The sequence below is a fragment of the Bacillus sp. SH5-2 genome, from assembly GCF_008368905.1.
In the GTDB taxonomy this organism is placed as follows: Bacteria; Bacillota; Bacilli; order Bacillales; family Bacillaceae_G; genus Bacillus_A; species Bacillus_A luti.
The window spans coordinates 19,669-44,667 of sequence record NZ_QOSD01000026.1 but is presented as its reverse complement, the minus strand read 5'-3'; the positions used below and the strand labels follow the sequence as shown (position 1 = coordinate 44,667).

Here is a 24,999-nt window from a genome sequence, read left to right as displayed (position 1 = left end):
TCTCATCACTTCCCTTTATTAAAAAATCACGCCTGCATGTAAAATTACATTGGCATAAGGCGTAGCCTCGCCTGTACGAATAATCGCCTTCGCTTTCTTTGTATGCTCTTTAAATTGTTCATGAGATACATATTCAAATGCTGGCTCTATTAATTTCAACTCGATTTCTTTATTTACTTCCGCGTTATTGTTAATGACTTCTTCTGCTAACGTTACTTTTTCAATTGCCATATCATCAGCTACCACTTGCAATACATCTAAAAAACTTGGTTTTCCAATCTCAACAGCTAAATCAATTCGTTTTACTCCGTCAGGAATCGGTAACCCGCAGTCTGCGATCACAATTATATCTGTATGTCCAAGTGAAGCAAGGACTGACGCAATCTCACTGTTTAATACACCGTGCTTTTTCATCCGACAATCACCTGCACTTCACGTACTCTATCTCTCGTTGGCATACCACCTTGCGCCCCAAGCTTTGTTACAGAAAGACCACCAGCAATATTTGCAAAACGAATTGCTTTTTGAAGTGTTTCTCCTTCAGAAAGCGCAACTGCTAGCGCACCATTAAATGTATCACCAGCTCCAGTCGTATCTACTACATCAACAGCAATGCTCGGAACATGTACAATCCCCGTACCATTATGGAAGCGTACACCGTTAGAACCTTCTGTCATCAATAGTTTATTTGGATATTTAGCTAGTAAATCTTCAATTGGTGATGTGAAATCATCTAATACGATGCGGCACTCATGTTCATTTGGTGTAATATAAGTTGCCTTTTCTAAAATATCTTCTGATAACACTTGCGCTGGTGCTGGATTTAACATAACTGGAATATTATGCTCCTCACAAATAGCCAATACATATTTTACTGTTTCAAGTGGAATCTCTAGTTGAAGAACAACCATATCTGCTTTTATAAGAAGATCTTTAGAACGATCTACAACCGACTCATTTACAAGAGCATTCGCTCCCTGCACAACAACAATACTGTTATCCTCTTCTGCTAAAACGATATGAGCAATTCCTGTCGCCGCATCTGTAACCGGTACCACATAGTCGATAAAAACGCGTTCGTTCTCTAAATTTTCCCTAACTACAGTTCCATAATTATCGTTTCCTACCGCGCCAACCATCGCTACATTTGCGCCCAATCTAGCTGCAGCAACCGCTTGGTTGGCTCCTTTCCCTCCTGGAATTGTATGAAATGCTTCACCAATTACTGTTTCCCCTGCTTTCGGACGTTTTTTTGAAACGGCCACTAAGTCCATTGAAATACTGCCTACTACTGCAATATTTGGCATCTGTTTCATCTCCTTACTTCGTTGTATTTCGTTCTATAATTTCAATCGGTAAACGATAGTGTTTCTCTTCTAACGGACTACCTTCCATTTGCTTTAACAGCAATTCTGTCGCAATTTTCCCCATCTCATAAATGGGTTGTGCAACCGTTGTAATAGATGGATACATCATTTCAGTTAAAGAAATTCCATCAAATCCGATAATTTGCAAATCATCTGGGATAGCAATTCCCTTTTGCATTGCTGCTTTTACGATACCAATTGCAATTAAATCGTTCCCTGCAACAATACCATCAATATGTGGGTATTCTTCTAATAATTCCATCGCTACACGTTCACTATTAACTGGATCAAATGTACTCTCTGCAATCATATATGAAAGATTATTTTGCGTAATAACATCTACAAAACCTTCAAAACGTTCATTCGCTGTACTCACATCACGAGGCCCACGAATATGTGCAATATGTTTGCATCCTTTATCTAACAATAACTTTGTAGCAGCCTGACTTCCCGCATAGTTATCTGCATACACAGTAGGTATACGTTCATTAAACATACGGTCAATCGCAACGACCGGAACTGACAAATTCATGTAATTAACACTATTTTGTGGATTTGTTGCTACAATAAATCCATCCACATTATTTTGCCTAAGTACATCAATATATTGCTTTTCTTTCTCTAAACTCTCATCAGAATTACAAAGTACAACTGTGTACCCTTGCTTATGCGCTACATCTTCTACGGCACGTGCAACTTCTGGAAAGAATGGATTCACGATATTGGGAACAACTAAGCCAATTAAACGAGATTTTTTATTATACAGTGAACGCGCTACCGTACTGGGCTTATAATCTAACATTTCAATCGCACGCTCTACCTTTTTTAATGTATCCTCGTGAACATATCCATTTTTATTTAACACTCTGGAAACGGTCGCAACAGATACTCCCGCTAATTTCGCAACATCTTTAATCGTACTCATGCTCTTTCCTCTCCATTCCATGTAACCGTTTACAGAAAATAATATAACGTATTTCTAAAAATACGTCAATCATTTCTCATTAAAAAGCTTTTAAGGCTATACTCAAAAAAGCATCGCCCTAGGGCGATGCTTTTTCATTACGAATATGATACAGTTTGTTCTTTTTCTTCTACAGCAGGCTCTTCGGCACCTTTTTTACGATCTGATAGTTTAATCTTCTGTAAGAAGACTGTAAAGATGGCACCCACTACAATGAATACTAATCCTGTTAGGAATACAGTATGCAGCGAGTCTACTAAGGAGTTTTTCAAAATTGGTACAATGCTGTTAGCGAATGCTTCTGGCATTTGTTTTAATGCCTCTGGACTAAATAACATTGAATATAAACCTTGTGGGTCTGTATGAATCATATCTTTAAATTTTGTTACCATTTGTCCCGCTTCTTTCGGGAACGTATCTAATACAGGTACTAAATTCTTTGTTAATGTTGTACCTGAAGTGTTATTCATAATTGATCCTAAAATTGTAATACCAAATGTTCCCCCAATTTGACGGAAGAACTGACTTGATGATGTTACGACACCAAGATCTTTTTTCGGGAAGCTTTCTTGTAACGCCAATGTTAATGTTGGCATAACAAGACCCATTCCTAAACCGATAATCATCATATAAGAAGTTGCAGTAAGCTTCGTTGTGTGCATATCCATCGTTGTTAATAACCAGAATCCACCGGCCATAATAAGCATCCCTGTAATAATTTGTGGTTTTACCCCAACCTTTAATACAAGTTGCCCACCGATAATACTCATCACAATCATTGTAATCATCATTGGCGTCATAATCGTTCCTGATTCAGCTGCACTTACTCCTACGATACCTTGCATAAAGAATGGTACGAACATAATAGCACCGAACATGCCGATACTCATAAAGAATCCAATCGCATTCAGTATTGTAAATGTGCGATTTTTAAAGAAATGCATCGGTAAAATCGGTTCTTCTGCTTTCGTCTCAACAATAACAAAGCTAACGATACCAATTACAGCTAGTGCAAATAACCCGATAATTTGCCAAGAATCCCATGGGTAATTTTTTCCGCCAAACGTTAGAGCGAGTAATAAACTTACAACACCGAGAATCATCGTAAAGATTCCAGCGATATCAATTTTAATTGGACCTGTTTGTTTATGTGATTTTAATCCCATTGCGATAAAGATTGTTGCTAAAATACCAACTGGTAAGTTAATGTAGAATACCCATCTCCAGTTCACTGCGTCTACAATCCAACCACCAACTTGTGGTCCAATTACAGAAGCAAGGCCGTATAACGCACCAAAAATACCTTGCCACTTCGCACGTTCTTTTCCCGTGAACATATCTCCGATAATAATCATTGCCATTGGCATCATAATACCGCCACCAAGACCTTGAATACCACGGAAAATAATTAATTCTGTCATACCATTTGCCATACCACATAATGCCGAACCAATCATGAAAATAACTAGCCCTGTTATATATACGTTACGACGACCAAGTAAATCCGCTAATTTACCTGCAATTGGTACAACTGTCGTTGATGTTAACATATAAGCTGTTGTCAACCACGTCATTAAACTTAATCCGCCTAGTTCACCGACGATACGCGGCATTGCTGTACCAACGATTGTTCCATCTAATGCAGCAAATAGCATCGCGATTACTAAACCGATTAACAACAATTTTTTATTTATATTGTCTTGTTGCTCCATGTAATCTCCTCAATTCCTCTTAGTTATTCTCTTTTTTCTCTTGTGTCCCGCAAATAATTGTTTCTAACTTCTCAAAGAGACGTAACAAATCTTCTCTTTCTTGCAATTCTAAGTGTGAAAAATATTTTGCAATATGCTCATTACGAGCGGTCATTGCCTCTTCCACCCTAGCTTTCCCCTTTTTCGTTAACTCAATGACGACAACGCGACGATCATCTTTATCATGGTAGCGTTCTACAAGTTCTTGATCGATTAAACGATCAATCATCACGGTAATTGCGCTAGGCTTCACATACATTTTCTTTGCTAACGTTGTCGCTCTTGAAGCCCCATAATGATCTAAAATCTTTAAAATATAAAACTGCGGTGGTGTAAGTCCTGTTACTTGCATTTGTTCTAATAACTCTGTCTGCATTTTCTTTCCAATCGAAAAGGCAAGAGCTTGAATTTTATCGATATGCGTCATATCATTTAGCATGTTATCCACCTCTTATTTAAGCAATAAAATATTTAATGTATTTAAATATTAATCCGACGAACAAAATCCGTCAATACTTTTTATTTATAAAAACGTTTACATTTTTGTCACAAAGTTGTATAATTTTCGTCGAAGTTAATATTGACAGTCACGGAGAATCGGAGTATAAGGCTATGAATCATAAAAAAGGAAACTTTTTTATATTTCATGGCCTTTTTATATTCTCTCTGACTTACGACACTTCGAATTAATTAGGGGAGGATTTTCATTTTATGTTTTTCACACAATTCTTTAAACCTGCACCCCACGCGGAACGCTTACCAGCTGATCGCGTTGATAGTGAATACCGTAAACTGCGTTTACAAGTATTCTTAGGTATCTTCATCGGCTATGCAGGTTATTATTTTGTTCGAAAAAACTTTTCACTAGCAATGCCATATTTAATCGAACAAGGATTTAGTAAAGGGGAACTTGGGGTTATCCTTTCAGCAGTATCAATTGCTTACGGATTAAGTAAATTTCTTATGGGTATCGTATCCGATCGTTGTAATCCTCGCTACTTTTTAGCGGCTGGGCTATTTTTATCAGGTATCATTAATATTATTTTCGGCTCATTCTCTTTCATTACAACGAGTATCATACTTATGTTTGTACTTCAATTTTTAAATGGATGGGTACAAGGTATGGGATGGCCTCCTTGTGGTCGTACGATGGTTCACTGGTTCTCTATTAGTGAACGTGGTACAAAAATGTCTATTTGGAACGTCGCTCATAATGTCGGAGGCGCACTTATGCCTTCTCTTGTGACATTAGGGTTATATTTCTTTGCAAATGACTGGAAGAGTATATTTTACTTCCCAGGTATTCTTTCAATTTTGGTTGGGATTTATGTATTAATTACGATGCGTGATACACCTCAATCTTGCGGATTACCTTCTATTGAGGAACATACTGGTGAATATCCATCAGATGAAAAAGTAAAAGATCGTGAACGTGAACTTTCAGTAAAAGAAATTTTATTTAAGTACGTGTTAAACAATAAGTTTTTATGGTATATCGCTATCGCTAACGTATTTGTTTATTTCGTTCGTTACGGGGTTGTAGACTGGGCTCCTACTTATTTAGTAGAAGAAAAAAGCTTTACTCATAGTAGCTCACGTACAGCTTATGCGCTATATGAATGGGCTGGTATTCCTGGTACGCTTCTTTGCGGATGGATGAGTGATAAACTATTTAAAGGACGCCGTGCACCTGCTGGTATTTTATTTATGGTCGGTGTATTCATTGCCGTTCTCGTTTACTGGCTAAATCCTGCTGGTAATCCAATGGTTGATAGTATCGCACTGGTTTCAATTGGATTCTTAATTTACGGACCTGTTATGCTAATTGGTCTTCATGCGCTTGACTTAGCACCAAAGAAAGCTGCTGGAACTGCCGCAGGCTTAACTGGGTTCTTTGGTTACCTAGGCGGTGCTACTTTTGCTAGCGCAGCTATGGGCTTTATTGTAGACGCATTTGGATGGGACGGCGGGTTCATTTTATTACTTGCTTCTTGTGTACTTGCAATGTTCTTCCTTGCTCTTACTTTAAACACAGGATCGGTAAAGTCAAAACAAGCTTAAATAATATATAAATAAAGAATAGCTCTTAGCGCTTTTCTTACTATTTATAACAACCAATTCCTTCCCTACTATAAAATTAAAAAATTTGATGAAACACCTTTATTAATACAGCTAACGTAACAGATGCAGCAAATCCCCCTAAACAAAGTAAGCTAACCCCTTGACTATATGATAAATTTTGAAATGATTTCATTGCTTCCATCCTCCCTATCTCCCCTTTGATATATTTATTTTACCAATGGGAAAAATTTCATAACATCGATTTTTCTGACAACTAACTTACAAATTTGTAAGTTAACAATTTTTCAAAACCTATATATTTAGTATGTCCATACACTCCCCATTTATACGTCAAAAAAGACCTCAGATTATATCCAGGTCTTGCTTTCGCTAATACATATTTCACCCAATTTATTTTACAATCATCACCGGGCATTTCACACGCTTTGCTATTTTATGACTTACGCTACCAAGCACCATTTCTTGCAATGTATTTAACCCTCTACTCCCAGCAACAACAAGATCTATATCCCCTGTATTTACATACTGAACGATTGTATCTCCAGGATCACCGTGTAGAATTGTAATTTTGTAGGAAATGTTCTCTTTCTTTAATAAACCCTCAATCTCTTTTAATTTATCTTTTCGACTAGCTGATATTGTTTCTAAATCCGTTTGTCCTTGTATAATATCCGACTTCGCTGTTCTATTATCTACTACGTACACAACTTCAACATTTGTTTCTTCGTTAAATTTCGCAATATATGTTGCATGCTCTGCTGCTCGAAGTGCATGTTCAGAACCATCACATGCTAATATAATTTGTTTGTACATATGCTGAATCCCCTTTTCGTTATCCTACTCGTATTATATAATAAAGCCTCCTAAAAAGGAGGCTTCTAACCAGCAATTCTTTTATTATAAATAGCTAAATTTGTAACGAGTTTCGAGCTACGTTCATTTAATCCCGTTATACTTATTTTCACACCACTTTGTTCATACTTCATAATAATTTTATCAATTGCGGCTACCGCTGAATCATCCCATACATGTGCGTGAGTAAAATTCAATTCAATTTCTTTTACATCTTCCTCAAATGAAAAATTATTTATAAAGTCTGCTGTAGATGCAAAGAAAAGTTGGCCATGAATTTCGTATATTTTCTTATTTTCAATATATAAATGTTTCACGTGAATCTTTGCCATATTGAATGCAAATAAAACCGCGCTAATTACTGTTCCGATAATTACACCTAATGCTAAATTATGTGTAATTAAGACGACCACAACTGTCACGATCATAACAAATGCGTTTCCTTTTGGTACTTTATGAATCGTTGTTACAGAGTTCCAATCAAACGTTCCGATTGAAACCATAATCATAACCGCAACTAAAGCTGCCATCGGAATATGAACGACATAGTCACCTAAAACAAATAGTAATACGATTAAAAATCCGCCCGCTACAAATGTTGATAAGCGACCTCGTCCACCCGATTTAATATTAATAACAGATTGTCCAATCATTGCACATCCTGCCATTCCTCCGAAGAAACCAGCAACAATGTTTGCAATCCCTTGTCCACGTGCTTCCTTATGCTTATTACTTTCCGTATGCGTCATATCATCTAAAACTGAAGCTGTTAATAATGACTCTAGTAAACCGATAATTGCAAGCATAACTGCGTACGGTAAAATAATCCCTAATGTCTCAAGTGTAAAAGGCACGTCAGGAATGCTAAAGAACGGTAATTCTTTCGGCAGGCTTCCCATATCCCCTACCGTTTTCAACTGTAATCCGCTCATAAGTGCAATACTTGTCACAATAATAATGGAAATAAGTGTAGACGGGACAGCCGTCGTAATACGTGGAAATACATATATAATTGCAAGTCCTAATGCGACAAGTACATACATTTGCCAAGTTGCATTTTTAAAATGAGGCAATTGTGCTGTAAACACTAAAATCCCAAGTGAATTTAAAAAACCACTCATAACTGATTTAGGGACAAACTTCATAAACGAACTAAGTTTGAACACCCCAAAAATAATTTGGACAATACCTGTTAATATTGTTGTAGCGAATAAATATTGCAAACCGTGATCTTTAACAAGCGTTACCATTAATAATGCCATTGCACCTGTTGCAGCTGAAATCATCCCAGTTCTTCCGCCAACAAATGAAATGGTAACTGCAATACAAAAGGCTGCGTATAACCCAACGGTCGGATCCACACCTGCAATAACAGAGAAAGCAATTGCTTCAGGGATTAACGCTAAAGCAACAACTATTCCTGATAGCACATCCCCTTTCACGTTGGAGAACCAATCATTTTTTATCGTTTGAAACAAAATACCACTCCTCTACTCTTTTATCATGTGATTTTCTCCATAAGAAAATCTAGCCGATTGCACGAGAGCTATTATATAACGAGTAGAGATATTTTTGCTATGTAAAAGTTTCCTAAAGAAAAAGACCCTACCTTAGTAGCGCCTTTACTCCTTTTACTAGTGTCCACCGTGCCCTTGGCCACTTTCTTGCACAATCTCTAACCTCTCATCCAATATACCTTGTGTTTCAAATGAAATATCACTTGTACTTCCTAATAAGAAGCTGTGGTTATACGGTCCAAGTGTTGGGTCATCTTTAAACTTCGGTTGAATAGTAGCAAGAAAATCATAAACTGGTTGTGAAACTTTCCCTTCCTCTAATAAGATAACAGGGGCATGTTTACCCATATGTGAAAACGGTGCTCCCGCAATCGCTAATTCTGGTGTTTTGTTTGAAACAAACGACACACCATGACCTGGTTTTGTGAATCCCCAGCCAAATTTCGTTTTTTCATCTTTAAATTTCGCAAATGCAATAGAATTTTCTGTTGGAGTCTCCCCACTAATACGCGTTACTTTTCCGTATTTACTTAACTCTTTTTCCACTTCTTTTGAAATGATTTTTTCTGGCCCTAATACATATATATTTGCTTTATCTTTTCTCATCTTTAATGCCTCTATCGTAGAATCTGGTACTTTATTTTTTTCTACATATAAAAGTGGTTCTGGCATATGAGAAATCCAGTTTGCAGCTGGTATTGTGTATAAACGTCCTTCTTCTTCGGACGAACCGATAATAACGCTATTTGGATAACTTCCTGTTATATCGGCATACTCTTTATCAACATCTTTTGCAAATGTAGCTGAATCTGTTTCTTTTATTTGTTTTACTTTATAATCTTTTAATTGTTCAAGCGTGCTAACGCCTACATCCCCCATAACCATAATTTGTGTTCCATCTTTCGTTCCGAGCGGATTTAGTCGTTTTATTTCTTTTAACGTCATTTCAGGTACCTTTTCTTTTTCTATAAATAAAATCGGCCCGTTATTCGGATGATGAATAAGATCCGCACTTGCAATCCCTAATTGCCACTCGCTCACTGGCACTAAAATAACAGCTCCTGGCTGATTCTCCTTATGAGTTGCTGGCCATATCGTTTGTGAAGTTAATACTGCCATTTGCAATGGATCATTTGTGTTTAACCTCGTCACATTTTTTAAACTTGTCGTTAATAAATCATTTGATGCCCCTTTGTTCAGTTCTTTCGGCGCAGTTACTTCCTGATTCATTTTCATTTCCTTTTGCTCTGTTTCTTCCTCTTTTTTAGGTTCATGTTTTGTATGATCAATATTATTCGTTTGTCCACATGCCGCAAGACCAACTGCTGTAATTATTGTTATCCCAAAAATTCGGATCATCTTTTTCACTATACCGCCTCCGTATGAATCGTTTTCGAGCCAATATCATTATCTAAAATGGAATTTCAACTTTACAATAACAAGCAATTTTGAAGAAATTATGCAGATGCATCATAATCTGCACCATTTCTTCATGATTTTGCATTAAACTTTGAGTAACGATTATAACTATGGAGGGCTCTCTATGATTGATATACTGCTCGTAGACGATGAACCGAGAATGCTTGAGTTATTAACACTGTATCTTACTCCAATTGGATATAACTGCGTATGTGCAGTATCTGGTGAAGAAGCTATTTCACATATAGAAAACCAAAACTTTAAATTTATTTTACTCGATATTATGATGCCAAAAATGGACGGATGGGAAACTTGTAAAAGAATTCGTTCCTTTAGTAACGTTCCTATTATTATGGTAACTGCCCGTGATCAAACAGTAGATGTCGTCCAAGGATTAAAACTCGGGGCAGATGATTACATAACAAAACCTTTCCATGAAGAGGAGCTTTTCGCAAGAATTGAAGCTGTTTTACGGCGTACGAATCAAGATGCGCAAATCGAATATCACGGCATTTTATGGGATGAGGCAAAACATTTTGTATCTGTCCATGATGAAGAACTTCTTCTCACTCCAATCGAATTTTCTTTGCTCGGATTATTTTTACGCCATGTGAACTACGTATTAAGCCGTGATCAGCTCATTGAACGCATTTGGGGATTCAATACAAATACAGAAGATAGAACTGTCGATTCACATATTCGTAATTTGCGTGATAAATTACGAAAAGTAAATTTCCCTATTGATCACCATTTAAAAACTGTTTACGGAGTCGGATATCGATGGGTTGATACTCTAGATTAAGGAGCAAAGCAATGAAGCGAATTTCTATTCAGCTCGGATTTTATTTTTTGATTGTTACACTTTTAATCGAAAGTGTTCTATTTGTCTCGCTTTATTATAGTCTTGTCAACAATAGAGTAAATGAAGAAATGACAGCTTTATTAAAACGCGGAAATAGTCACAGAGATGTCCTTGAAAAATATTTTGATAAGCAAACAATCACCCATGTTGCACTAATGGAATCCGAAGCCGAAACCACTGTTGTTATTACAAATGCAAATAAGGATGTACTAGCTAAATCGAATGAAATAAATACTACTATAAAAAAGCATATTGAAAAGATGCAAACACGGACAGATCATGGCGGAGCAATTATAGAAAATCATTGGAAAACATCTAATTATATATGTACAGTTAGCCCCATTATAGTGGCAGAAAAAACGGAAGGCTATGTATATATGTTTCTCGGAACGGAATCAATCGAGGAAATGGTTAACGGGCTAACAAGACAATTCATTATTGCTGGAGTCATTACTTTTCTATTAACAGCCATCACCATTTTTCTATTATCCCGCTTATTAACAAAACCATTGTTACACATGAAACATGCCACTGAAAAAATGAGTAAAGGTGATTTATCTGTTTCATTAACGACCACTCGAAATGATGAAATTGGTGAACTAGCATCCTCTATTCAAACGCTTGCTAATGATTTACATTATATGAAAACAGAGCGAAGTGAATTTCTAGCAAGTGTTGCCCATGAATTACGAACACCTTTAACATACGTAAGAGGTTACGCTGACATTGCATTAAAAAAAAGCACTCCTCCTGAACAACGTTTACGATATTTATCTATTATAAAAGATGAGTCTGATTATATTACAAACTTAGTTCAAGATTTATTTTTACTTGCACAGATGGAAAAGCATAGCTTTTCTATTGTAGTAACAGAAGTTCAGTTACACTCTTTTCTTACTCGTATAACTGAAAAAGTAAACGCTATGTATAAGGAAAGACACGTTAAAGTTTCTCTTACTTGTCCTTCTTCCCTGCTAGTAAACTTAGATGAACAGCGATTCGAACAAGTTATAGTGAACATTTTAAGTAACGCTTATAGACATTCAAAAGAACATTCTCATATCAACATTTCTGTTACCGAAGAAACCAAACGTATTTCCATTACAATTGAAGATGAAGGCGAAGGTATTCCTCCTGAAGACCTCCCTCACATTTTCGACCGTTTTTATCGTGTTGATAAAGCTAGATCACGAGCTACAGGTGGCACCGGTTTAGGACTCTCTATCGTGAAGGAAATTGTAGAGCTACACGGCGGGAATATTACAGTATCGAGCGAAGTTGATCACGGATCTTGCTTTATCATTTCGTTACCATCTGTAAAGAAACACGACTACCATCAGTAGTCGTGTTTCTTTATCATTTTACTTTATAATATAAATTTACAAATTGCCCAAAACGTTTCGTATCCGTTAAAGTTAAATTAATTTCCGGATTCTTGTCTTGAAATAACGGCACTCCAGAACCTAATATATGTGGTGTAATCGTAACAACATATTCATCAATTAGATTATTCTTAAAGAATTCTTTTAGTAGACTCCCTCCACCGACCATCCATATTTTAGATCCTTCCTGTCCTTTCAATTTTTTCGTAAACTCCACTACATCTTCATTTACAAACTCCACATGTTCGTTTGAACCTTTTTCTGAGTTAGAGAAAACATAACATTTTTTATCTACATACGGGAATGTGTCCATATGCTCTACTACATAATCGTACGTTCTTTTTCCCATAATTATTGTATCAATCGTTTCATACATTTCTGTATAACCGTTATCTCCCTCTCCTTCCGTTTCCATTAACCACTGTAAATCATCATTTTCTTTCGCAATATATCCATCCAAACTAGCTGCAATAAATAAAACGAGTTCACGTGACATCTCTTTTCCTCCTTGCATCTCATCTTGATAACATATGATGTAAACAATATACTAACAATAAAACATGACAATTTATGTCATGTTAAAAAGAAAAAAGGTGATACATTTGTCAAAAGCTAAACGCTTATTAGATATTCTTATATTTGCTTCTGCCAAAAAGACATTTACAGCTCAAGAAATAGCTGATGAATTTAATATCTCCGTTCGTACTGTCCATAGATACATTTTAGATTTAAGTGATATGGGGTTGCCCATTTACGCAGAACAAGGTCGCAACGGAGGATATAAAGTATTAACGAATAGAGTAATTCCGCCTATTTTATTTACCGAAGAAGAAGCAGTCTCCATCTTTTTTGCCTTTCAATCTTTAAGCTACTACAGAGACTTGCCTTTTAATACAGAAATCAATTCTGTTACTCATAAACTATATAGCTCTCTACAGAATGAGGCGAAAGCGAAAGTTGATAAAATACGTTCTTATATCGCCTTTTGGAATCCAAAGAGAACAATTGATACACCACTTTTAAACGAAGTGTTAACTGCCGCTATTGAAAATAAAAATTTACACTTTCAATACGAATCTAAATCGGGGATAAAAACAAAACATGTTCATCCTATTGGTGTATATGCTCACGACGGTTTATGGTACTTACCATCCTATGACTTCAGTAGAAAAAAAGTATTACTGTATCGCATTGATCGTATTCTTTCTATATTATCAACGGAAGAAAATAAGAATACATTCATGAATTTAGAAGAGTGGTTTGCCTCTAACTCTAACGTAGTACACAATCCTACTCAGTTACATGTTTTACTATCAACAGAAGGTGTACGCCAATGTAAAAGCGTTCCTTACCTTGAAGAATTCGTTGTAGTAAACGAAGACGGGACAGGATATATACATTCAACAATTGATAAAGGTGAAATTAATTTTATTACGCCTTTATTTTATAGGCTTGGAAAAGATGCAAAAGTGTTAGAACCGAAAGAATTGATAGATTGTTTACGTATACGTGCGAAAGAAATTTTACATATGTATGAAGACGAAAAAAGCTACTAAATATAAGCAGCTTTTTTCGTCGATTTGTTTCTATTATTTTGACTGTTGACGAATATCGAACCACCAACGATTTTTCTCATTCATATTCTCAGTGCCACTAAACCCACTGTAACGGAAAGCATCAAGGAAGATTGAATCTAGCTTATCCTCATCTACAAAATAACCTAAGTTAACCTTTACCGTTTGGCCAGGTCGGATACTACCAATATTGTAAAAGCTTTTCCCGTCTCCGTGAGGTTCTAAATAATCAACTTCGCCCGTCATAATATTTTTTTCAGCAATTCCATCTCTTTCAGCGTAATTCCATACATTACCCTTACTTTTAAGCACTTGTATGGATGGATGCATATAGATTTCTTCTGTCGCCTGTTTACCTATATTTTTCACTGTTGTTGTCAAGTAAACAAATTTAGGATGAATTAATTTTGACTCTACTAATTGATCAATTGAATCTTTACCATTTCCAACTTTATATTCATCCCGTCTATATGGTATCAATTGTCCAGCTTGATCCAAAGCCTGATTCCTGCTTAATATTCCTAAACCAAGTTCATTAAAGTTTTCTTGTTTAAAATCTTTGATTGAATCAAAAACTTCAACTTTTTCTATCACATATTCAATTTTGCTGTTATCCATGATAATCGTTACTGGAACCTTTTGTCCTATATGAAATAGTCGTTTACTATCTTTTTTCAAAGGAATCACCTTAGTTTTTTTAGGCTTACTTTCTTCGCTAAAATACTTTTTATCATAATCTGTTATATGTGATGCCTTTTCTTTTGACGTAGGCTCAAGTGAAATATTCCCTAACACATCCACCATTTGTTCTTCGTTTATATCGCTTCCAATATAACTTTGTAACATGATCCCTTCTTCCTCAAAGAATAGAAAAACTACCCTGTCCATCATTAAATCTTTGTTACCAGTTTCTCTATGGACAATTACTGCCTTCTTACCATTTATCTCTTTTTCTTCATAACTTTTCGAGTACAGAGTTGGAAAATCTGAATTTCTCCCTACTCTCCAAAGAACGAATGAAAAGCCTCCATTTGCATAGTTATCTTTAAATGAATATTTCATAGCACTGTCATCAATTGCTTCCATATTTTCTGGCAATTTACCAATCTTCAACTTATACCACTGATCACTCTTTTTCGAATCCTTATTTGTTAAGGAAACGTTTACTTCGTAATTTTGTTTTTGAACAATCATATTATAGACTTTCACTGCACCAAAAACAGTTGTCGGCATACCAATTAATAAACAGGCAGCAGCGATTAACATACGATGTCTTTTACGCTTTTTCTGTGGTTGCTCGCCCTTCAGCTTCATTTCTTCCATAAACAATTTCTTTTTACGCGTATATGTATGTGAAAATTCATGTTGTTCTTCGAGTTTATCAAAATCATCTAAAGCAATTTTTTCAGCAAGGTCATACATTTCTTTGGAGTTCTTTGAATTCGTCATGTTGTATACCTCCTATCATATTTTGAACTCGTTTTCGAGCACGCTCAAACTGCTTACGGACATTAGCCTCCGTTATTCCCATGACACTTGAAATTTCTTGATACGTTAAGTTATAGAAGACTTTGTACTTAAATACCTGTCTATTAGATTCATTTAACTCTTTTAGCAATGTATCAATTTGAACCTCAGACATTTTACGTTTTTCCCACTCTTCGATATTTTCATCTACTGCTTCTTTTGATTCTCTTTCATATTCTTCTAAAAATGTTTCATGTCGTTTATTTTTCCGGTAGCTATCAATCGCCTTGTTTTTCGCGACCCTCAAAATGTAACGTTTAAGCTCTTGAGTAGCCAAGCTATGAAGCTTTTCCAAGTTCTTATAAAGAGTAATAAACGTCTCTTGAACCGCATCTTCGGCCTGCTGAATATTATTTAAAATAGAATACGCTACATAATAAATCTTTTGTTCATACAACTCATATAGCTCTTCCATCTTTTCATAATCGTTGTTTGTAACTTTCATATAATTCCTCCTCTCACTCTATATAACGAATGAGCGCTATACTTTGTGACACTGCAAAATCTTTTTATAGATAAAATTTAATAATAGAATAAATAAAAGCCCAATTTCTCTATTTTAACTGAGAAATTGGGCTTTTTAATATTAGAATTTTCCTGACTGTATCTCTAAAAAATTCTTTTACACCTTTTCCATATGCAGTATTTTCTCTATCGCTTCTTTTAACAAATTCTTTGTCTCTTCAAAGTTATAACTCTTCTTTTCTCCTAGCTGTACCGTATAAAACTCGGCAAATGAGCGCTCTTTATATCTCGGTACAACATGCATATGATAGTGCGTAAGTTCATTAAAGATTCCACCATTTTGACAAATCGTAATTCCGTCAGGTTTATATAATGCCTTAATCGCTTTTGCAATCAGCTTAGAAGCTTCCATAATCGATTTTGCTACAACATCATCTAATTCATCTACCTCTAAAACATGTCGCTTTGGCACAATTAAAGTATGTCCTGGATAGAAAGGTTCATGATCTAAAAAACAAGTTACATAGTCATCTTCATATACTTTATATATCATTTCTTCTTCGTTTGCTAATTTACAACCTAAACATTTCATAATACTTCCCCCTCTGTTAAAAACATAAAAACGTGAGAGCCGTATTCTCACGTTTTTATCTTTCACTTTATCAATTCAATTGTTTCCGTAACCTTTATACTATCTTTTACAGATTGAACAATTGTGCAATTTTTCACTGCAAGCTGTAGCGCCTTGTCCAACTGCTCTTCTGTAATGTTTTCTGCTTTAATTTTATAGTGCAAATGAACACTTTCAACTGGTTTTGATAATGCTTCACTTCTACCAATTTCAGTTTCGATTGTAAACGTATCATATGTAATACGTTTCTTTTCTAAAATTGTTCGAAAGACAATTGCACTACATCCTGCGATAGAAGAAATGAGTAATTGTAACGGTGAATACCCGTTTTCTTTTCCAATCGCTAATTGACCATACGATAAATCTGCTTCTATATCATCGTGTTTGATTGTTAGTTTCATTTGTTTTTTCCATCTCCACTTTCATCGGTTTCTGCCGTTTCTTACTCATATAATAATATATATAGCAGAAAATGATAAATGGAATACCACAGTATAACGCCATTCTTTGTTCAGGAATAAACGCTAAACTAATAACAACGATACTATTTGTAATTAAAGCTAAAATAGGAACAATTGGATATAACGGTGTTCTATATTTTAAGTCCTCTAACTTTCCTCCGCCTTTTATATACTGACTTCTAAAGCGCAGTTGCGATAAAGCAATAATGATCCAACTTGATACGGCTGATAAACCAGCTATAGATAATAAGTACATGTATACTGTATCTTCTGCAAGGAAACTTGTGAATAAAGAAAGGCCAGCTACCGCAATCGTTACAACTAGTGCTGTAATTGGAATACCACGCTTATTTACTTTTTGGAAAGATGCTGGTGCCATTCCTTCATTTGCAAGTGACCATAATATACGAGTTGCCGCATATAATCCTGAATTCGCTACGGATAGTAACGCTGTAATAATAACGAAGTTCATAATATCAGCTGCGTATGGAATACCAATTTTATCAAATACAACTACAAATGGACTTTCAATTACCCCTGCTTCTTTCCAAGAAATTAATCCTACTAAAATCGTCATTGTTAAAATGAAGAATAACATAATGCGCCATACTGTATTACGGATCGCACGTGGAATTGTTTTTTCTGGATTTTCACTTTCTCCCGCTGCAATCCCGATTAACTCTGTTCCTTGGAACGAGAAGTTAACTGTAATCATTGTAAGTAATACGGCAGCTAGTCCATTCGGGAATAACCCACCATCACTTACAAAGTTAGAGAAAAGAGGTGCTGCTTCTTTTCCATCGTATGGTAAAAAACCTAGTAATGCACTACCACCAAGAACAACAAATGCAAGAATTGTAATTACTTTAATACTAGAGAACCAAAATTCTAATTCAGCATAGCTTTTCGCCGAAATTGCGTTTGAAGCATATAAAATAACGCCGAATACGAGACACCATACCCAAACATCAACATTCGGAAACCATCTTTTCATCATTAAACCGATTGACGTTAATTCTAGTCCTACTGTTACTGCCCAGCCAAGCCAATATAGCCAGCCGATCATAAAGCCCGTTCCTGGTCCAATAAACTTCGTTGCATACTTTTGGAAAGAGCCTGAAACTGGCATTGCTACCGTTAACTCTCCAAGACAAAGCATTGTTAAATACATAATAAATCCGCCCACTAAATATGAAAGGATGGCCCCCCCTGGTCCAGCCTGATTAATGGTGTAACCTGAACCTAAGAAAAAACCAGTTCCGATTACACCACCAAGTGCGATCATAAATAAATGTCTACTCTTCATCGTACGATGTAATTTCTCATTCGTTGGTTGCTGCATCTAAATCCTCCCCCTACAAATATACCCCTATATCTTGTTAAAATTTTCTGATAATAAAAATATACACGAAAGCGGTTACAATTTCTATATAAAATTAAAACTTTTCTGATAAAATAATATAAAAAATCGAATTATTGTAAGATTTAGATTCTATTTAGAGGAAAATAAGGAGAAACAAGGAAAAAACCCTTACATATATTGTAAGGGTCAACGAAGTTCTAACCTTCTCGATAAAATTGATAAACTATAATTTACGATAAAATACACACAAGCTACTACTATAAACGTCGGAATCATATAATTTACATTTTGTCCGCTAATAATTTGAGCATTATGCATAAGCTCTGGTAGTGATATAACGACTGCTAGCGATGTATCTTTCAGCAATGAAATAAACTGACTGACAAGTGGCGGAACCATTCTTCTTAATGCTTGTGGTAAAATAATATGCCAAAGTGCTTGAACATACGTTAATCCTGAAGATCTTGCGGCCTCAATCTGTCCTTTTTCAATAGATAATAGGCCACTTCGAACAATTTCAGATATCATTGCTGATTCAAATATTGTTAAAGCAACAATTGTAGCTGTTATAATTTCTAATTTCAAGCCTGCTTCTGGAAGTGCAAAATACGTGAAAAATATAATTAAAAGTAGTGGTAAGTTTCGAATCACTTCAACGACAATTCCTAATATTTGTGAGACGACAGGGATTTTCATGTAGCGCAATATTCCTATTACGCTACCAATAATAAAACTAAGTATAATCGCTACGAGCGCTACCTCTAACGTTATAAGTAATCCTTTTAATAAAAAGAGGATATGATCTCCTGTAATTGCTCCCTTAAAATCCATTTACACCGCCTCCTTTGCTAAGCGTTTTTCTAAATAACGCACTAGCATACTGAGCGGAATTGTTAATATTAAATAAAACATCCCGACAAATATATAGACATCGAACGTAACAAGTGTCTTCGTTGAAATTAAGTCTCCTTGATACATTAAATCCGTACCAGCGATAATTCCGAGTATGGAAGAGTTTTTTACTAAATTGAGAAATTGATTTCCTAAAGGAGGGATTACGATTTTCATCGCTTGAGGTAAAACGACATGGTACATCGCTTGCGTATAAGTCAACCCTGAAGAACGTGCTGCTTCCATTTGACCTTTCGCAACGGATAAAATACCAGCGCGAATGACTTCAGCAATAAACGCTGCAGTATATACGGTAAGCGTAACTGTTCCTGCTACAAAACCATTTAAAGTAATTCCTACTACAGGTAAAGCGAAATAGAATATAAATGCAATTAATACGAGCGGAATATTTCTTACAAATTCTACAATAGCAGCTCCTAACCAATTTAAAATGCGAATCGGTGCAATACGCATTACCGCCAATACTACCCCTAAAATAAAACTGCCTATTAATGCAATTACACTAGACATCACTGTATATTTAAAGCCCTCTAAATACATATCAATGTTATTCGTTAATATAGAAAAATCAGGCACATACTCTCCCCTCTTTCTTTGCAAGAAGAGGATGAGCATCCCTCATCCCCTCACTCTTACTATTCACTGGGAATAAAGCCCCACTAATTAAAGTTTCACTTTACTACTCTTGCTTTTGTCCAATCCATTTCTCATACAGTTTGTCATACTCTCCGTTCGCCTTCATATCTTTTAGCAAGCTATTAATCTCTTTCGTCAAATCATCTGCACCTTTTTGCACAGCAATTCCGTATGGCTCATCCGTAAAAATTTTCCCTACAACTTCATAATTTGAATCTTGTTTTGCCATGCCGTAAAGAATTGCATTATCTGTCGTTAAAACATCACCTTTTCCTGCTTTTAACGCCGTAAATGCCTCACTGTAATTTTCAAATTCTAATACAGTCGCTTCCGGTGACTTTTGACGAATGTTATTTGTAGATGTTGAACCTTTTACTGCTAACACTTTTACGCCCTTTTTCACATCATCAATACTTTTAATATCGCTCCCTTTTTTCACGAGTAACGATTGCCCTGCTTTAAAATATACATCTGAAAAATCTACCTCTTTTTTACGTTCTTCCGTAATTGTCATTGTTGCGATAATTGCATCAATGTCACCGTTTTTCAGTAGTGGAATACGCGTTTTAGACGTTACTTCTTTTAATTCTAGTTTCTTTTCATCTCCGAGAATTTTTTTCGCAAGCGCCTTTGCAACATCAACATCAAATCCTTCTACCTGCCCTGTTGAAGGGTTTTTCAATCCAAATAAGTTCGTATCATTCTTCACCCCAACTACTAGTTTCCCTCGCTTCTTAATTTGCTCTATGGCCCCGCCTTGCTTCGTATTCGTTTCTTTCGCCTCATCTTTTTTACTTCCGCACCCAGCAACGACAAGTACGAATAAACATGAAAATACAATTAAGGTGAACAACTTTTTCATTTTAAGCATAAAATTCCTCCTTTAATGATTTAACACTCGACTTAAAAATAAACGTGCTCTTTCTTGTTCAGGACTCGCAAAAAATTGCGCCGGTGTTGTATCCTCAATAATCTTGCCATCATCCATAAATAAAATCCTATCTGCTACTTCTCGCGCAAATCCCATCTCATGCGTGACGACGACCATCGTCATCCCTTCTTTAGCTAACGTTTTCATAACATCAAGCACTTCTCCAATCATCTCTGGATCAAGAGCAGACGTAGGCTCATCAAATAGCATAATTTCTGGCTGCATCGTAAGTCCCCTAGCAATCGCTACCCTTTGCTGTTGACCTCCTGATAATTGATGTGGATATACACCTGCCTTCTCCGGGATTCCTACTTTCTCTAAATAAAACATCGCTGTTTTCTCTGCTTCTTCTTTTGAAATTTTATTTACTTTAATCGGTGCTAGTGTAATATTTTGAAGAACTGTTTTATGCGGGTATAAATAAAAATGCTGAAAAACCATCCCAATATTTCGGCGTAATTCATTCATATCTGTTTTTTTATTGTGCACTTCTGTATTTTGTACAATTAATTCTCCATCTGTAATGGTCTCCAATTGATTTATACACCGAAGTAATGTGCTTTTCCCTGATCCTGAAGGACCAACAACTACTACCACTTCACCTTTTTTTACTTGCACATTAATATTTTTCAAAACTTGAAAGTTACCGTAATATTTATTTACGTTACGAAACTCTATCAACATACTCCCCCCTTCCCCTCAACAAAGCATGTACATTCTTTTTATATTCAAAAATAGTCCCAAAAATAACTTCTCGCTTCATTTTCGCCCATAAAAAAAGCAAAGGGATTTCCCTTTGCTCCTTCATTTCTATTCTATTAAGATACTTCTTCCTTCTTATCTTTTCCGTATTCATGCTCCCAAAAATCAGCGTTTTTAATTCCTAATGGGCCCGGATCGAATACTGGATCTTTACCTTCTTTTTTCTGTTTTTCATAATCCTTTAATGCAACTAATGCTGGCTTTTGTAATAATAAAATCGCGATAATATTAACCCAAGCCATAATACCTACACCGATATCGCCTAAAGCCCAAGCTGTTGCTGCTGTTTTTATACAGCCATAGAATACTGCTCCTAAAAATACAAACTTTAGTATCAGGGACAGCCAAGGACGATCCTTATCACGATTTAAGTACGCGATATTCGTTTCTGCAATGTAGTAATACGCCATTATCGTTGTAAATGCGAAGAATAATAGCGAGATTGCGACGAAACCGTTTCCAAAACCAGGGAATACAGATTCCACCGCTGCCTGTGTATATCCAGGTCCTGGCTGCGCACCGTTTAGTTTATTAACGATAAAGTTTTTTCCGCTTGCATCAAATACGTTATACATGCCTGTAATAATCATCATAAATGCTGTTGCTGAACAAACAAATAATGTATCAATGTAAACGGAAAATGCTTGCACTAAACCTTGTTTAGCTGGATGTGATACTTCTGCAGCTGCTGCTGCGTGTGGTCCAGTTCCTTGTCCTGCTTCATTGGAATAAATGCCACGCTTTACTCCCCAAGAAATTGCCAAACCGATAATACCACCAAAAGCTGCTTCTAATGCAAATGCACTTTTAATAATTAACATAAATGCTTCTGGCAATTTTTCAATATTCATAGCAACAATGACGCAAGCTACTAAAATATAACCTATTGCCATAAACGGTACGACAACTTGAGCTACGTTAACGATTCGCTTTACTCCACCGAAGATGATAAGAGCTAATACAACAACTAATAAAGCCCCTGATACGGTAGTGTTAATCCCAAAAGCTGTTTCTAAACTTACCGCAATACTATTTGCTTGCACACCTGGCAGTAAAAGCCCTGTTGCAAGAATTGTTGCTGCAACGAATACTAAAGCATACCATTTAACCCCTAAACCTTTTTCGATGTAATAAGCCGGACCACCTCGGAACTGCCCTTGATGTTTCGTCTTATATATTTGTGCTAGTGTCGATTCTACATAAGCAGAACCTGCTCCTAAAAAGGCTACTGCCCACATCCAAAATACAGCTCCTGGCCCACCGAATGCAACCGCTGTTGCTACCCCAGCTATATTTCCTGTCCCAACGCGTCCTGATAAAGAAAGTGCTAACGCTTGGAATGAAGAAACACCAGCCTCTGATTTTTCTCCCTGAAATGTAAGCTTCACCATTTCTCCTACGTGCCTTACTTGTAAAAACTTCGTTCGAATGGAAAAATATAAACCTACTCCTAAACATAAATAAACAAGTGCGGGACTCCAAACAATATTATTTAACCAATTTACGAAAGCTTCCACTATTCCCCCTCCTTCTTTATAAAGAATATTCAGAATATATATAAAATTATAAGTGTATACCGAATCTATAACAATATTATTTTAATAAAACAAACATATTTTTGTATAAAAAAACAAAGCATACATTTATTTTGTATGCTTTATTTTGAACAAAATGTATTATATATTCACAATTGCTTCTTTGCTTACAATTCTTTCATATAATTCTTCAGATAATTCCCTGAATTTATCTGGCATATCTTTCCCTTTAAATTTCTTTTGGAGCGTGCCGTATAGACCTATGTCACGCAAACGTAAAAATAGTGGTAATGATTCATACCAACTATCCGCCAGTCTGTGCTCATACTCATAGCCTTTCCGTAACACTTGTAGCTGGTTACGAGCAAATTCTGTCTTCTCTTCCGCTGTCCACGGTGTAAATAGAACAGAGTAATAGAGAACCATCGCTAAATCGTGTATAAAGTAATTATAAGCCGTATCATCAAAATCAAAGATCGTTAGCTCTTTTCCATCATAATGAAAATTACCCGGATGAATATCACCGTGCATAAGGCCGAACGTTCCTCTTTCAATTGGAAGAGCCTTTATTTCATCCATTAATACCGCAGCAATTTTTTTCACTTGATCATCTTCTAATTCATTAACAATCCCACTCTCATCTTCTTCCCACGTATCACGATAATCCGTTTTAGGATAGTTCATTGTTAGACGATGCAGTTGTCCAATCGTTTTCCCCCAAGCTTCAAAGAGAGGCTCGCCCCAATAAGGCGATTCTTCTCCTTTTACTTGCTCACCTTTCGCGTATGTAAATAAGGAAGCAAAAAAGAAAGTTCCATCCTCTGCTACTATTTCTTCTACAAGATTTTGAGACGTTGAATAAAGAGGTCCAGCTACCTTTGCCCCATTCTCCGCGACATATCGTAAAAAATCTAGTTCAGCTTCAACTTCTTTTTTAGAACGATGAGAAGAGTGGGTTAAACGTAATACGTAATCTTCACCACGATCGCCCTTCGCCTTAAAAATATAATTTTCAAAATCTCCAAGCGGCTTGTCTTCCACTGTTACATGAAACAAACTCGCTGCTCTTTTTAAAATCTCTTTCGTAAAAACACGTTCTACAGCTATTTCCATATGTATCCCTCCTATATATCTTCTTAATTCGACATAAATGTGAGAAGTACTGCTATGAATAATCTAAAAACAAAAAAGGTTGATTCACTAAATCAACCTTTACACTATTAAAAGTTCTATTTATCAATTCTTCATCAATTGATTCTCATATATAACATTTATTTTTATTTCTCTTCACCTTTTGTCTGCATTGAATTGAAAGTCCAATTTAATTTTAATGAATCTCCTTGAAATACATTTTGCTCTTCATCGTTATCTACAAATGTGAACATTACATAAAACGTATCATCATCACCAGGAGCAAGTCCATTTCCTTCTCGGTCTACAACACCTTTTTGTACAAGATCAGGAATACTTCCGTTTTGCGTAGCTACCTTTAATTCAGATAATGTAGTAGACCAAATTGGAACTTCATTTTTATCCAAATTCCACAAGAAATCAACACGGATATGATCACCAAAATCAGCATTCCCATTATCCCCTTTCGCATCGATTACACTGTAATCTGTCAGGAGTTTCACATCTCCTATTGCTAAGGTTCCTTTGTTCACTAATTGAAAACCACGCTCCATTTCATCACCTGGTTTCATATTATCGACATTAATAACAACTTTAGGATCAACACTCAAATCTAAAGTACCCGCTGCAAACTTGTTTTGTGATACTTCCTTATCACTAAAATACGCATATGTTCCCCCGCCAATTAAAGATAAACCAAGCGCTGCAGTTATAACACCCATACCAAGTTTTTTCTTCATACTCATTTTACAAGTCCTCCTATGTTTAGAGTTCAAACTACAAACCTAATTTCCATCCCACAAACAATAATAATTAACCAACTCCCTTGTCCCATAACGAAAGCGAACTACCTTTAAACTAATTACTTCATGTAC

At 35.9% G+C, this 24,999-nt stretch carries 25 protein-coding genes and 1 pseudogene; 4 read left to right on the top strand and 22 right to left on the bottom strand.

The window, feature by feature from the left end:
- Positions 1–18: 18 nt before the first annotated feature.
- The 5 genes from rbsD to DN410_RS23015 form a co-directional block, all read right to left on the bottom strand.
- Positions 19–414 (bottom strand): D-ribose pyranase, encoded by a 396-nt coding sequence (rbsD, locus tag DN410_RS23035; protein WP_149178193.1) that lies wholly within the window; start codon positions 412–414, stop codon positions 19–21.
- On the bottom strand, positions 411–1,307 hold the full coding sequence (gene rbsK / locus DN410_RS23030) for a ribokinase (protein WP_149178192.1): 897 nt from the start codon (positions 1,305–1,307) through the stop codon (positions 411–413). The genes rbsD and rbsK overlap by 4 nt, the downstream gene beginning before the upstream one ends.
- 13 nt (positions 1,308–1,320) lie before the next feature.
- Positions 1,321–2,292 (bottom strand): ribose operon transcriptional repressor RbsR, encoded by a 972-nt coding sequence (gene rbsR / locus DN410_RS23025; protein ID WP_149178191.1) that lies wholly within the window; start codon positions 2,290–2,292, stop codon positions 1,321–1,323.
- Between the two features lie 137 nt (positions 2,293–2,429).
- Positions 2,430–4,043 (bottom strand): MDR family MFS transporter, encoded by a 1,614-nt coding sequence (locus DN410_RS23020; RefSeq protein ID WP_149178190.1) that lies wholly within the window; start codon positions 4,041–4,043, stop codon positions 2,430–2,432.
- A 19-nt stretch (positions 4,044–4,062) separates the two neighbouring features.
- Positions 4,063–4,521 (bottom strand): MarR family winged helix-turn-helix transcriptional regulator, encoded by a 459-nt coding sequence (locus DN410_RS23015; protein ID WP_149178189.1) that lies wholly within the window; start codon positions 4,519–4,521, stop codon positions 4,063–4,065.
- A 272-nt stretch (positions 4,522–4,793) separates the two neighbouring features.
- Here DN410_RS23015 and glpT point away from each other — a divergent pair, with 272 nt between their 5' ends.
- Positions 4,794–6,143: a glycerol-3-phosphate transporter gene (glpT, locus tag DN410_RS23010; protein WP_149178188.1), complete on the top strand. Its 1,350-nt coding sequence runs from the start codon at positions 4,794–4,796 to the stop codon at positions 6,141–6,143.
- Between the two features lie 76 nt (positions 6,144–6,219).
- Here glpT and DN410_RS23005 read toward each other — a convergent pair whose 3' ends face one another.
- The 4 genes from DN410_RS23005 to DN410_RS22990 all read right to left on the bottom strand — a co-directional run bounded on the left by DN410_RS23005 (position 6,220) and on the right by DN410_RS22990 (position 9,901).
- Positions 6,220–6,336, bottom strand: a complete 117-nt coding sequence (locus DN410_RS23005) for a DUF4027 family protein (RefSeq protein ID WP_149178187.1) — start codon at positions 6,334–6,336, stop codon at positions 6,220–6,222.
- Positions 6,337–6,554: 218 nt separating this feature from the next.
- Complete coding sequence (locus DN410_RS23000) at positions 6,555–6,977, bottom strand: universal stress protein (protein WP_000278005.1); 423 nt, start codon at positions 6,975–6,977, stop codon at positions 6,555–6,557.
- 65 nt (positions 6,978–7,042) lie between these two features.
- Positions 7,043–8,494: a SulP family inorganic anion transporter gene (locus DN410_RS22995; RefSeq protein WP_149178186.1), complete on the bottom strand. Its 1,452-nt coding sequence runs from the start codon at positions 8,492–8,494 to the stop codon at positions 7,043–7,045.
- Positions 8,495–8,650: 156 nt separating this feature from the next.
- Positions 8,651–9,901, bottom strand: coding sequence for a cell wall-binding repeat-containing protein (locus tag DN410_RS22990; protein WP_149178185.1), 1,251 nt, complete (start codon positions 9,899–9,901; stop codon positions 8,651–8,653).
- 175 nt (positions 9,902–10,076) lie between these two features.
- On the opposite strand from DN410_RS22990, the gene DN410_RS22985 reads away from it, so the two are divergent.
- Both DN410_RS22985 and DN410_RS22980 read left to right on the top strand, forming a co-directional pair.
- Entirely contained in the window at positions 10,077–10,754 is a 678-nt protein-coding gene (locus DN410_RS22985) for a response regulator transcription factor (protein ID WP_149178184.1), read from the top strand.
- Positions 10,755–10,765: 11 nt separating this feature from the next.
- Positions 10,766–12,157 carry a sensor histidine kinase gene (locus DN410_RS22980; RefSeq protein ID WP_149178183.1) on the top strand — a complete coding sequence of 464 codons (1,392 nt, stop codon included), beginning with the start codon at positions 10,766–10,768 and terminating at the stop codon, positions 12,155–12,157.
- A 13-nt stretch (positions 12,158–12,170) separates the two neighbouring features.
- On the opposite strand, the gene DN410_RS22975 is transcribed toward DN410_RS22980, so the two are convergent.
- Entirely contained in the window at positions 12,171–12,692 is a 522-nt protein-coding gene (locus DN410_RS22975) for a dihydrofolate reductase family protein (RefSeq protein WP_149178182.1), read from the bottom strand.
- Between the two features lie 64 nt (positions 12,693–12,756).
- Here DN410_RS22975 and DN410_RS22970 point away from each other — a divergent pair, with 64 nt between their 5' ends.
- On the top strand, positions 12,757–13,752 hold the full coding sequence (locus DN410_RS22970; protein WP_179958636.1) for a helix-turn-helix transcriptional regulator: 996 nt from the start codon (positions 12,757–12,759) through the stop codon (positions 13,750–13,752).
- Positions 13,753–13,785: 33 nt separating this feature from the next.
- Here the strand turns inward: DN410_RS22970 and DN410_RS22965 are convergent, their stop codons facing one another.
- The 12 genes and pseudogenes from DN410_RS22965 to DN410_RS22905 form a co-directional block, all read right to left on the bottom strand.
- Positions 13,786–15,219 (bottom strand): anti-sigma factor, encoded by a 1,434-nt coding sequence (locus DN410_RS22965; RefSeq protein WP_149178180.1) that lies wholly within the window; start codon positions 15,217–15,219, stop codon positions 13,786–13,788.
- Positions 15,185–15,742, bottom strand: coding sequence for an RNA polymerase sigma factor (locus DN410_RS22960; protein ID WP_149178179.1), 558 nt, complete (start codon positions 15,740–15,742; stop codon positions 15,185–15,187). Before DN410_RS22960 ends, DN410_RS22965 begins: the two co-directional genes overlap by 35 nt.
- 177 nt (positions 15,743–15,919) lie before the next feature.
- A complete protein-coding gene (locus tag DN410_RS22955) occupies positions 15,920–16,354 on the bottom strand; it encodes an HIT family protein (RefSeq protein WP_255446810.1) in 435 nt (144 codons plus the stop codon).
- A 62-nt stretch (positions 16,355–16,416) separates the two neighbouring features.
- On the bottom strand, positions 16,417–16,794 hold the full coding sequence (locus tag DN410_RS22950; protein ID WP_000778831.1) for an OsmC family protein: 378 nt from the start codon (positions 16,792–16,794) through the stop codon (positions 16,417–16,419).
- Positions 16,769–18,196 (bottom strand): amino acid permease, encoded by a 1,428-nt coding sequence (locus tag DN410_RS22945; protein WP_149178177.1) that lies wholly within the window; start codon positions 18,194–18,196, stop codon positions 16,769–16,771. The genes DN410_RS22950 and DN410_RS22945 overlap by 26 nt, the downstream gene beginning before the upstream one ends.
- A gap of 207 nt (positions 18,197–18,403) precedes the next feature.
- On the bottom strand, positions 18,404–19,048 hold the full coding sequence (locus tag DN410_RS22940; protein ID WP_060629533.1) for an amino acid ABC transporter permease: 645 nt from the start codon (positions 19,046–19,048) through the stop codon (positions 18,404–18,406).
- Positions 19,049–19,705: an amino acid ABC transporter permease gene (locus tag DN410_RS22935; RefSeq protein WP_060629532.1), complete on the bottom strand. Its 657-nt coding sequence runs from the start codon at positions 19,703–19,705 to the stop codon at positions 19,049–19,051.
- Between the two features lie 103 nt (positions 19,706–19,808).
- A complete protein-coding gene (gene glnH, locus DN410_RS22930) occupies positions 19,809–20,636 on the bottom strand; it encodes a glutamine ABC transporter substrate-binding protein GlnH (protein ID WP_149178176.1) in 828 nt (275 codons plus the stop codon).
- A gap of 12 nt (positions 20,637–20,648) precedes the next feature.
- Positions 20,649–21,552: pseudogene (locus tag DN410_RS22925) on the bottom strand (amino acid ABC transporter ATP-binding protein).
- Positions 21,515–22,975 carry an alanine/glycine:cation symporter family protein gene (locus DN410_RS22915; RefSeq protein WP_149178173.1) on the bottom strand — a complete coding sequence of 487 codons (1,461 nt, stop codon included), beginning with the start codon at positions 22,973–22,975 and terminating at the stop codon, positions 21,515–21,517. Before DN410_RS22915 ends, DN410_RS22925 begins: the two are co-directional and overlap by 38 nt.
- Positions 22,976–23,134: 159 nt before the next feature.
- Positions 23,135–24,106, bottom strand: a complete 972-nt coding sequence (locus DN410_RS22910; protein ID WP_149178172.1) for a phosphotransferase enzyme family protein — start codon at positions 24,104–24,106, stop codon at positions 23,135–23,137.
- Between the two features lie 164 nt (positions 24,107–24,270).
- Positions 24,271–24,870 (bottom strand): TasA family protein, encoded by a 600-nt coding sequence (locus tag DN410_RS22905; protein WP_149178171.1) that lies wholly within the window; start codon positions 24,868–24,870, stop codon positions 24,271–24,273.
- Positions 24,871–24,999: the final 129 nt, after the last annotated feature.

What these genes read in the sequence shown, in the direction of transcription:
- DN410_RS22975 (WP_149178182.1), bottom strand. Translation starts at nt 12,692, where the DNA reads ATGTCACGTGAACTCGTTTTATTTATTGCAGCTAGTTTGGATGGATAT.
- DN410_RS22940 (WP_060629533.1), bottom strand. Translation starts at nt 19,048, where the DNA reads ATGGATTTTAAGGGAGCAATTACAGGAGATCATATCCTCTTTTTATTA.
- DN410_RS22965 (WP_149178180.1), bottom strand. Translation starts at nt 15,219, where the DNA reads ATGACGAATTCAAAGAACTCCAAAGAAATGTATGACCTTGCTGAAAAA.
- DN410_RS23020 (WP_149178190.1), bottom strand. Translation starts at nt 4,043, where the DNA reads ATGGAGCAACAAGACAATATAAATAAAAAATTGTTGTTAATCGGTTTA.
- DN410_RS22985 (WP_149178184.1), top strand. Translation starts at nt 10,077, where the DNA reads ATGATTGATATACTGCTCGTAGACGATGAACCGAGAATGCTTGAGTTA.
- rbsR (WP_149178191.1), bottom strand. Translation starts at nt 2,292, where the DNA reads ATGAGTACGATTAAAGATGTTGCGAAATTAGCGGGAGTATCTGTTGCG.
- glpT (WP_149178188.1), top strand. Translation starts at nt 4,794, where the DNA reads ATGTTTTTCACACAATTCTTTAAACCTGCACCCCACGCGGAACGCTTA.
- DN410_RS22960 (WP_149178179.1), bottom strand. Translation starts at nt 15,742, where the DNA reads ATGAAAGTTACAAACAACGATTATGAAAAGATGGAAGAGCTATATGAG.
- DN410_RS22910 (WP_149178172.1), bottom strand. Translation starts at nt 24,106, where the DNA reads ATGGAAATAGCTGTAGAACGTGTTTTTACGAAAGAGATTTTAAAAAGA.
- DN410_RS23005 (WP_149178187.1), bottom strand. Translation starts at nt 6,336, where the DNA reads ATGAAATCATTTCAAAATTTATCATATAGTCAAGGGGTTAGCTTACTT.
- DN410_RS23000 (WP_000278005.1), bottom strand. Translation starts at nt 6,977, where the DNA reads ATGTACAAACAAATTATATTAGCATGTGATGGTTCTGAACATGCACTT.
- DN410_RS22970 (WP_179958636.1), top strand. Translation starts at nt 12,757, where the DNA reads ATGACAATTTATGTCATGTTAAAAAGAAAAAAGGTGATACATTTGTCA.
- DN410_RS22950 (WP_000778831.1), bottom strand. Translation starts at nt 16,794, where the DNA reads ATGAAACTAACAATCAAACACGATGATATAGAAGCAGATTTATCGTAT.
- rbsD (WP_149178193.1), bottom strand. Translation starts at nt 414, where the DNA reads ATGAAAAAGCACGGTGTATTAAACAGTGAGATTGCGTCAGTCCTTGCT.
- DN410_RS23015 (WP_149178189.1), bottom strand. Translation starts at nt 4,521, where the DNA reads ATGCTAAATGATATGACGCATATCGATAAAATTCAAGCTCTTGCCTTT.
- DN410_RS22980 (WP_149178183.1), top strand. Translation starts at nt 10,766, where the DNA reads ATGAAGCGAATTTCTATTCAGCTCGGATTTTATTTTTTGATTGTTACA.
- rbsK (WP_149178192.1), bottom strand. Translation starts at nt 1,307, where the DNA reads ATGCCAAATATTGCAGTAGTAGGCAGTATTTCAATGGACTTAGTGGCC.
- glnH (WP_149178176.1), bottom strand. Translation starts at nt 20,636, where the DNA reads ATGCTTAAAATGAAAAAGTTGTTCACCTTAATTGTATTTTCATGTTTA.
- DN410_RS22955 (WP_255446810.1), bottom strand. Translation starts at nt 16,354, where the DNA reads ATGAAATGTTTAGGTTGTAAATTAGCAAACGAAGAAGAAATGATATAT.
- DN410_RS22945 (WP_149178177.1), bottom strand. Translation starts at nt 18,196, where the DNA reads ATGCAGCAACCAACGAATGAGAAATTACATCGTACGATGAAGAGTAGA.
- DN410_RS22905 (WP_149178171.1), bottom strand. Translation starts at nt 24,870, where the DNA reads ATGAGTATGAAGAAAAAACTTGGTATGGGTGTTATAACTGCAGCGCTT.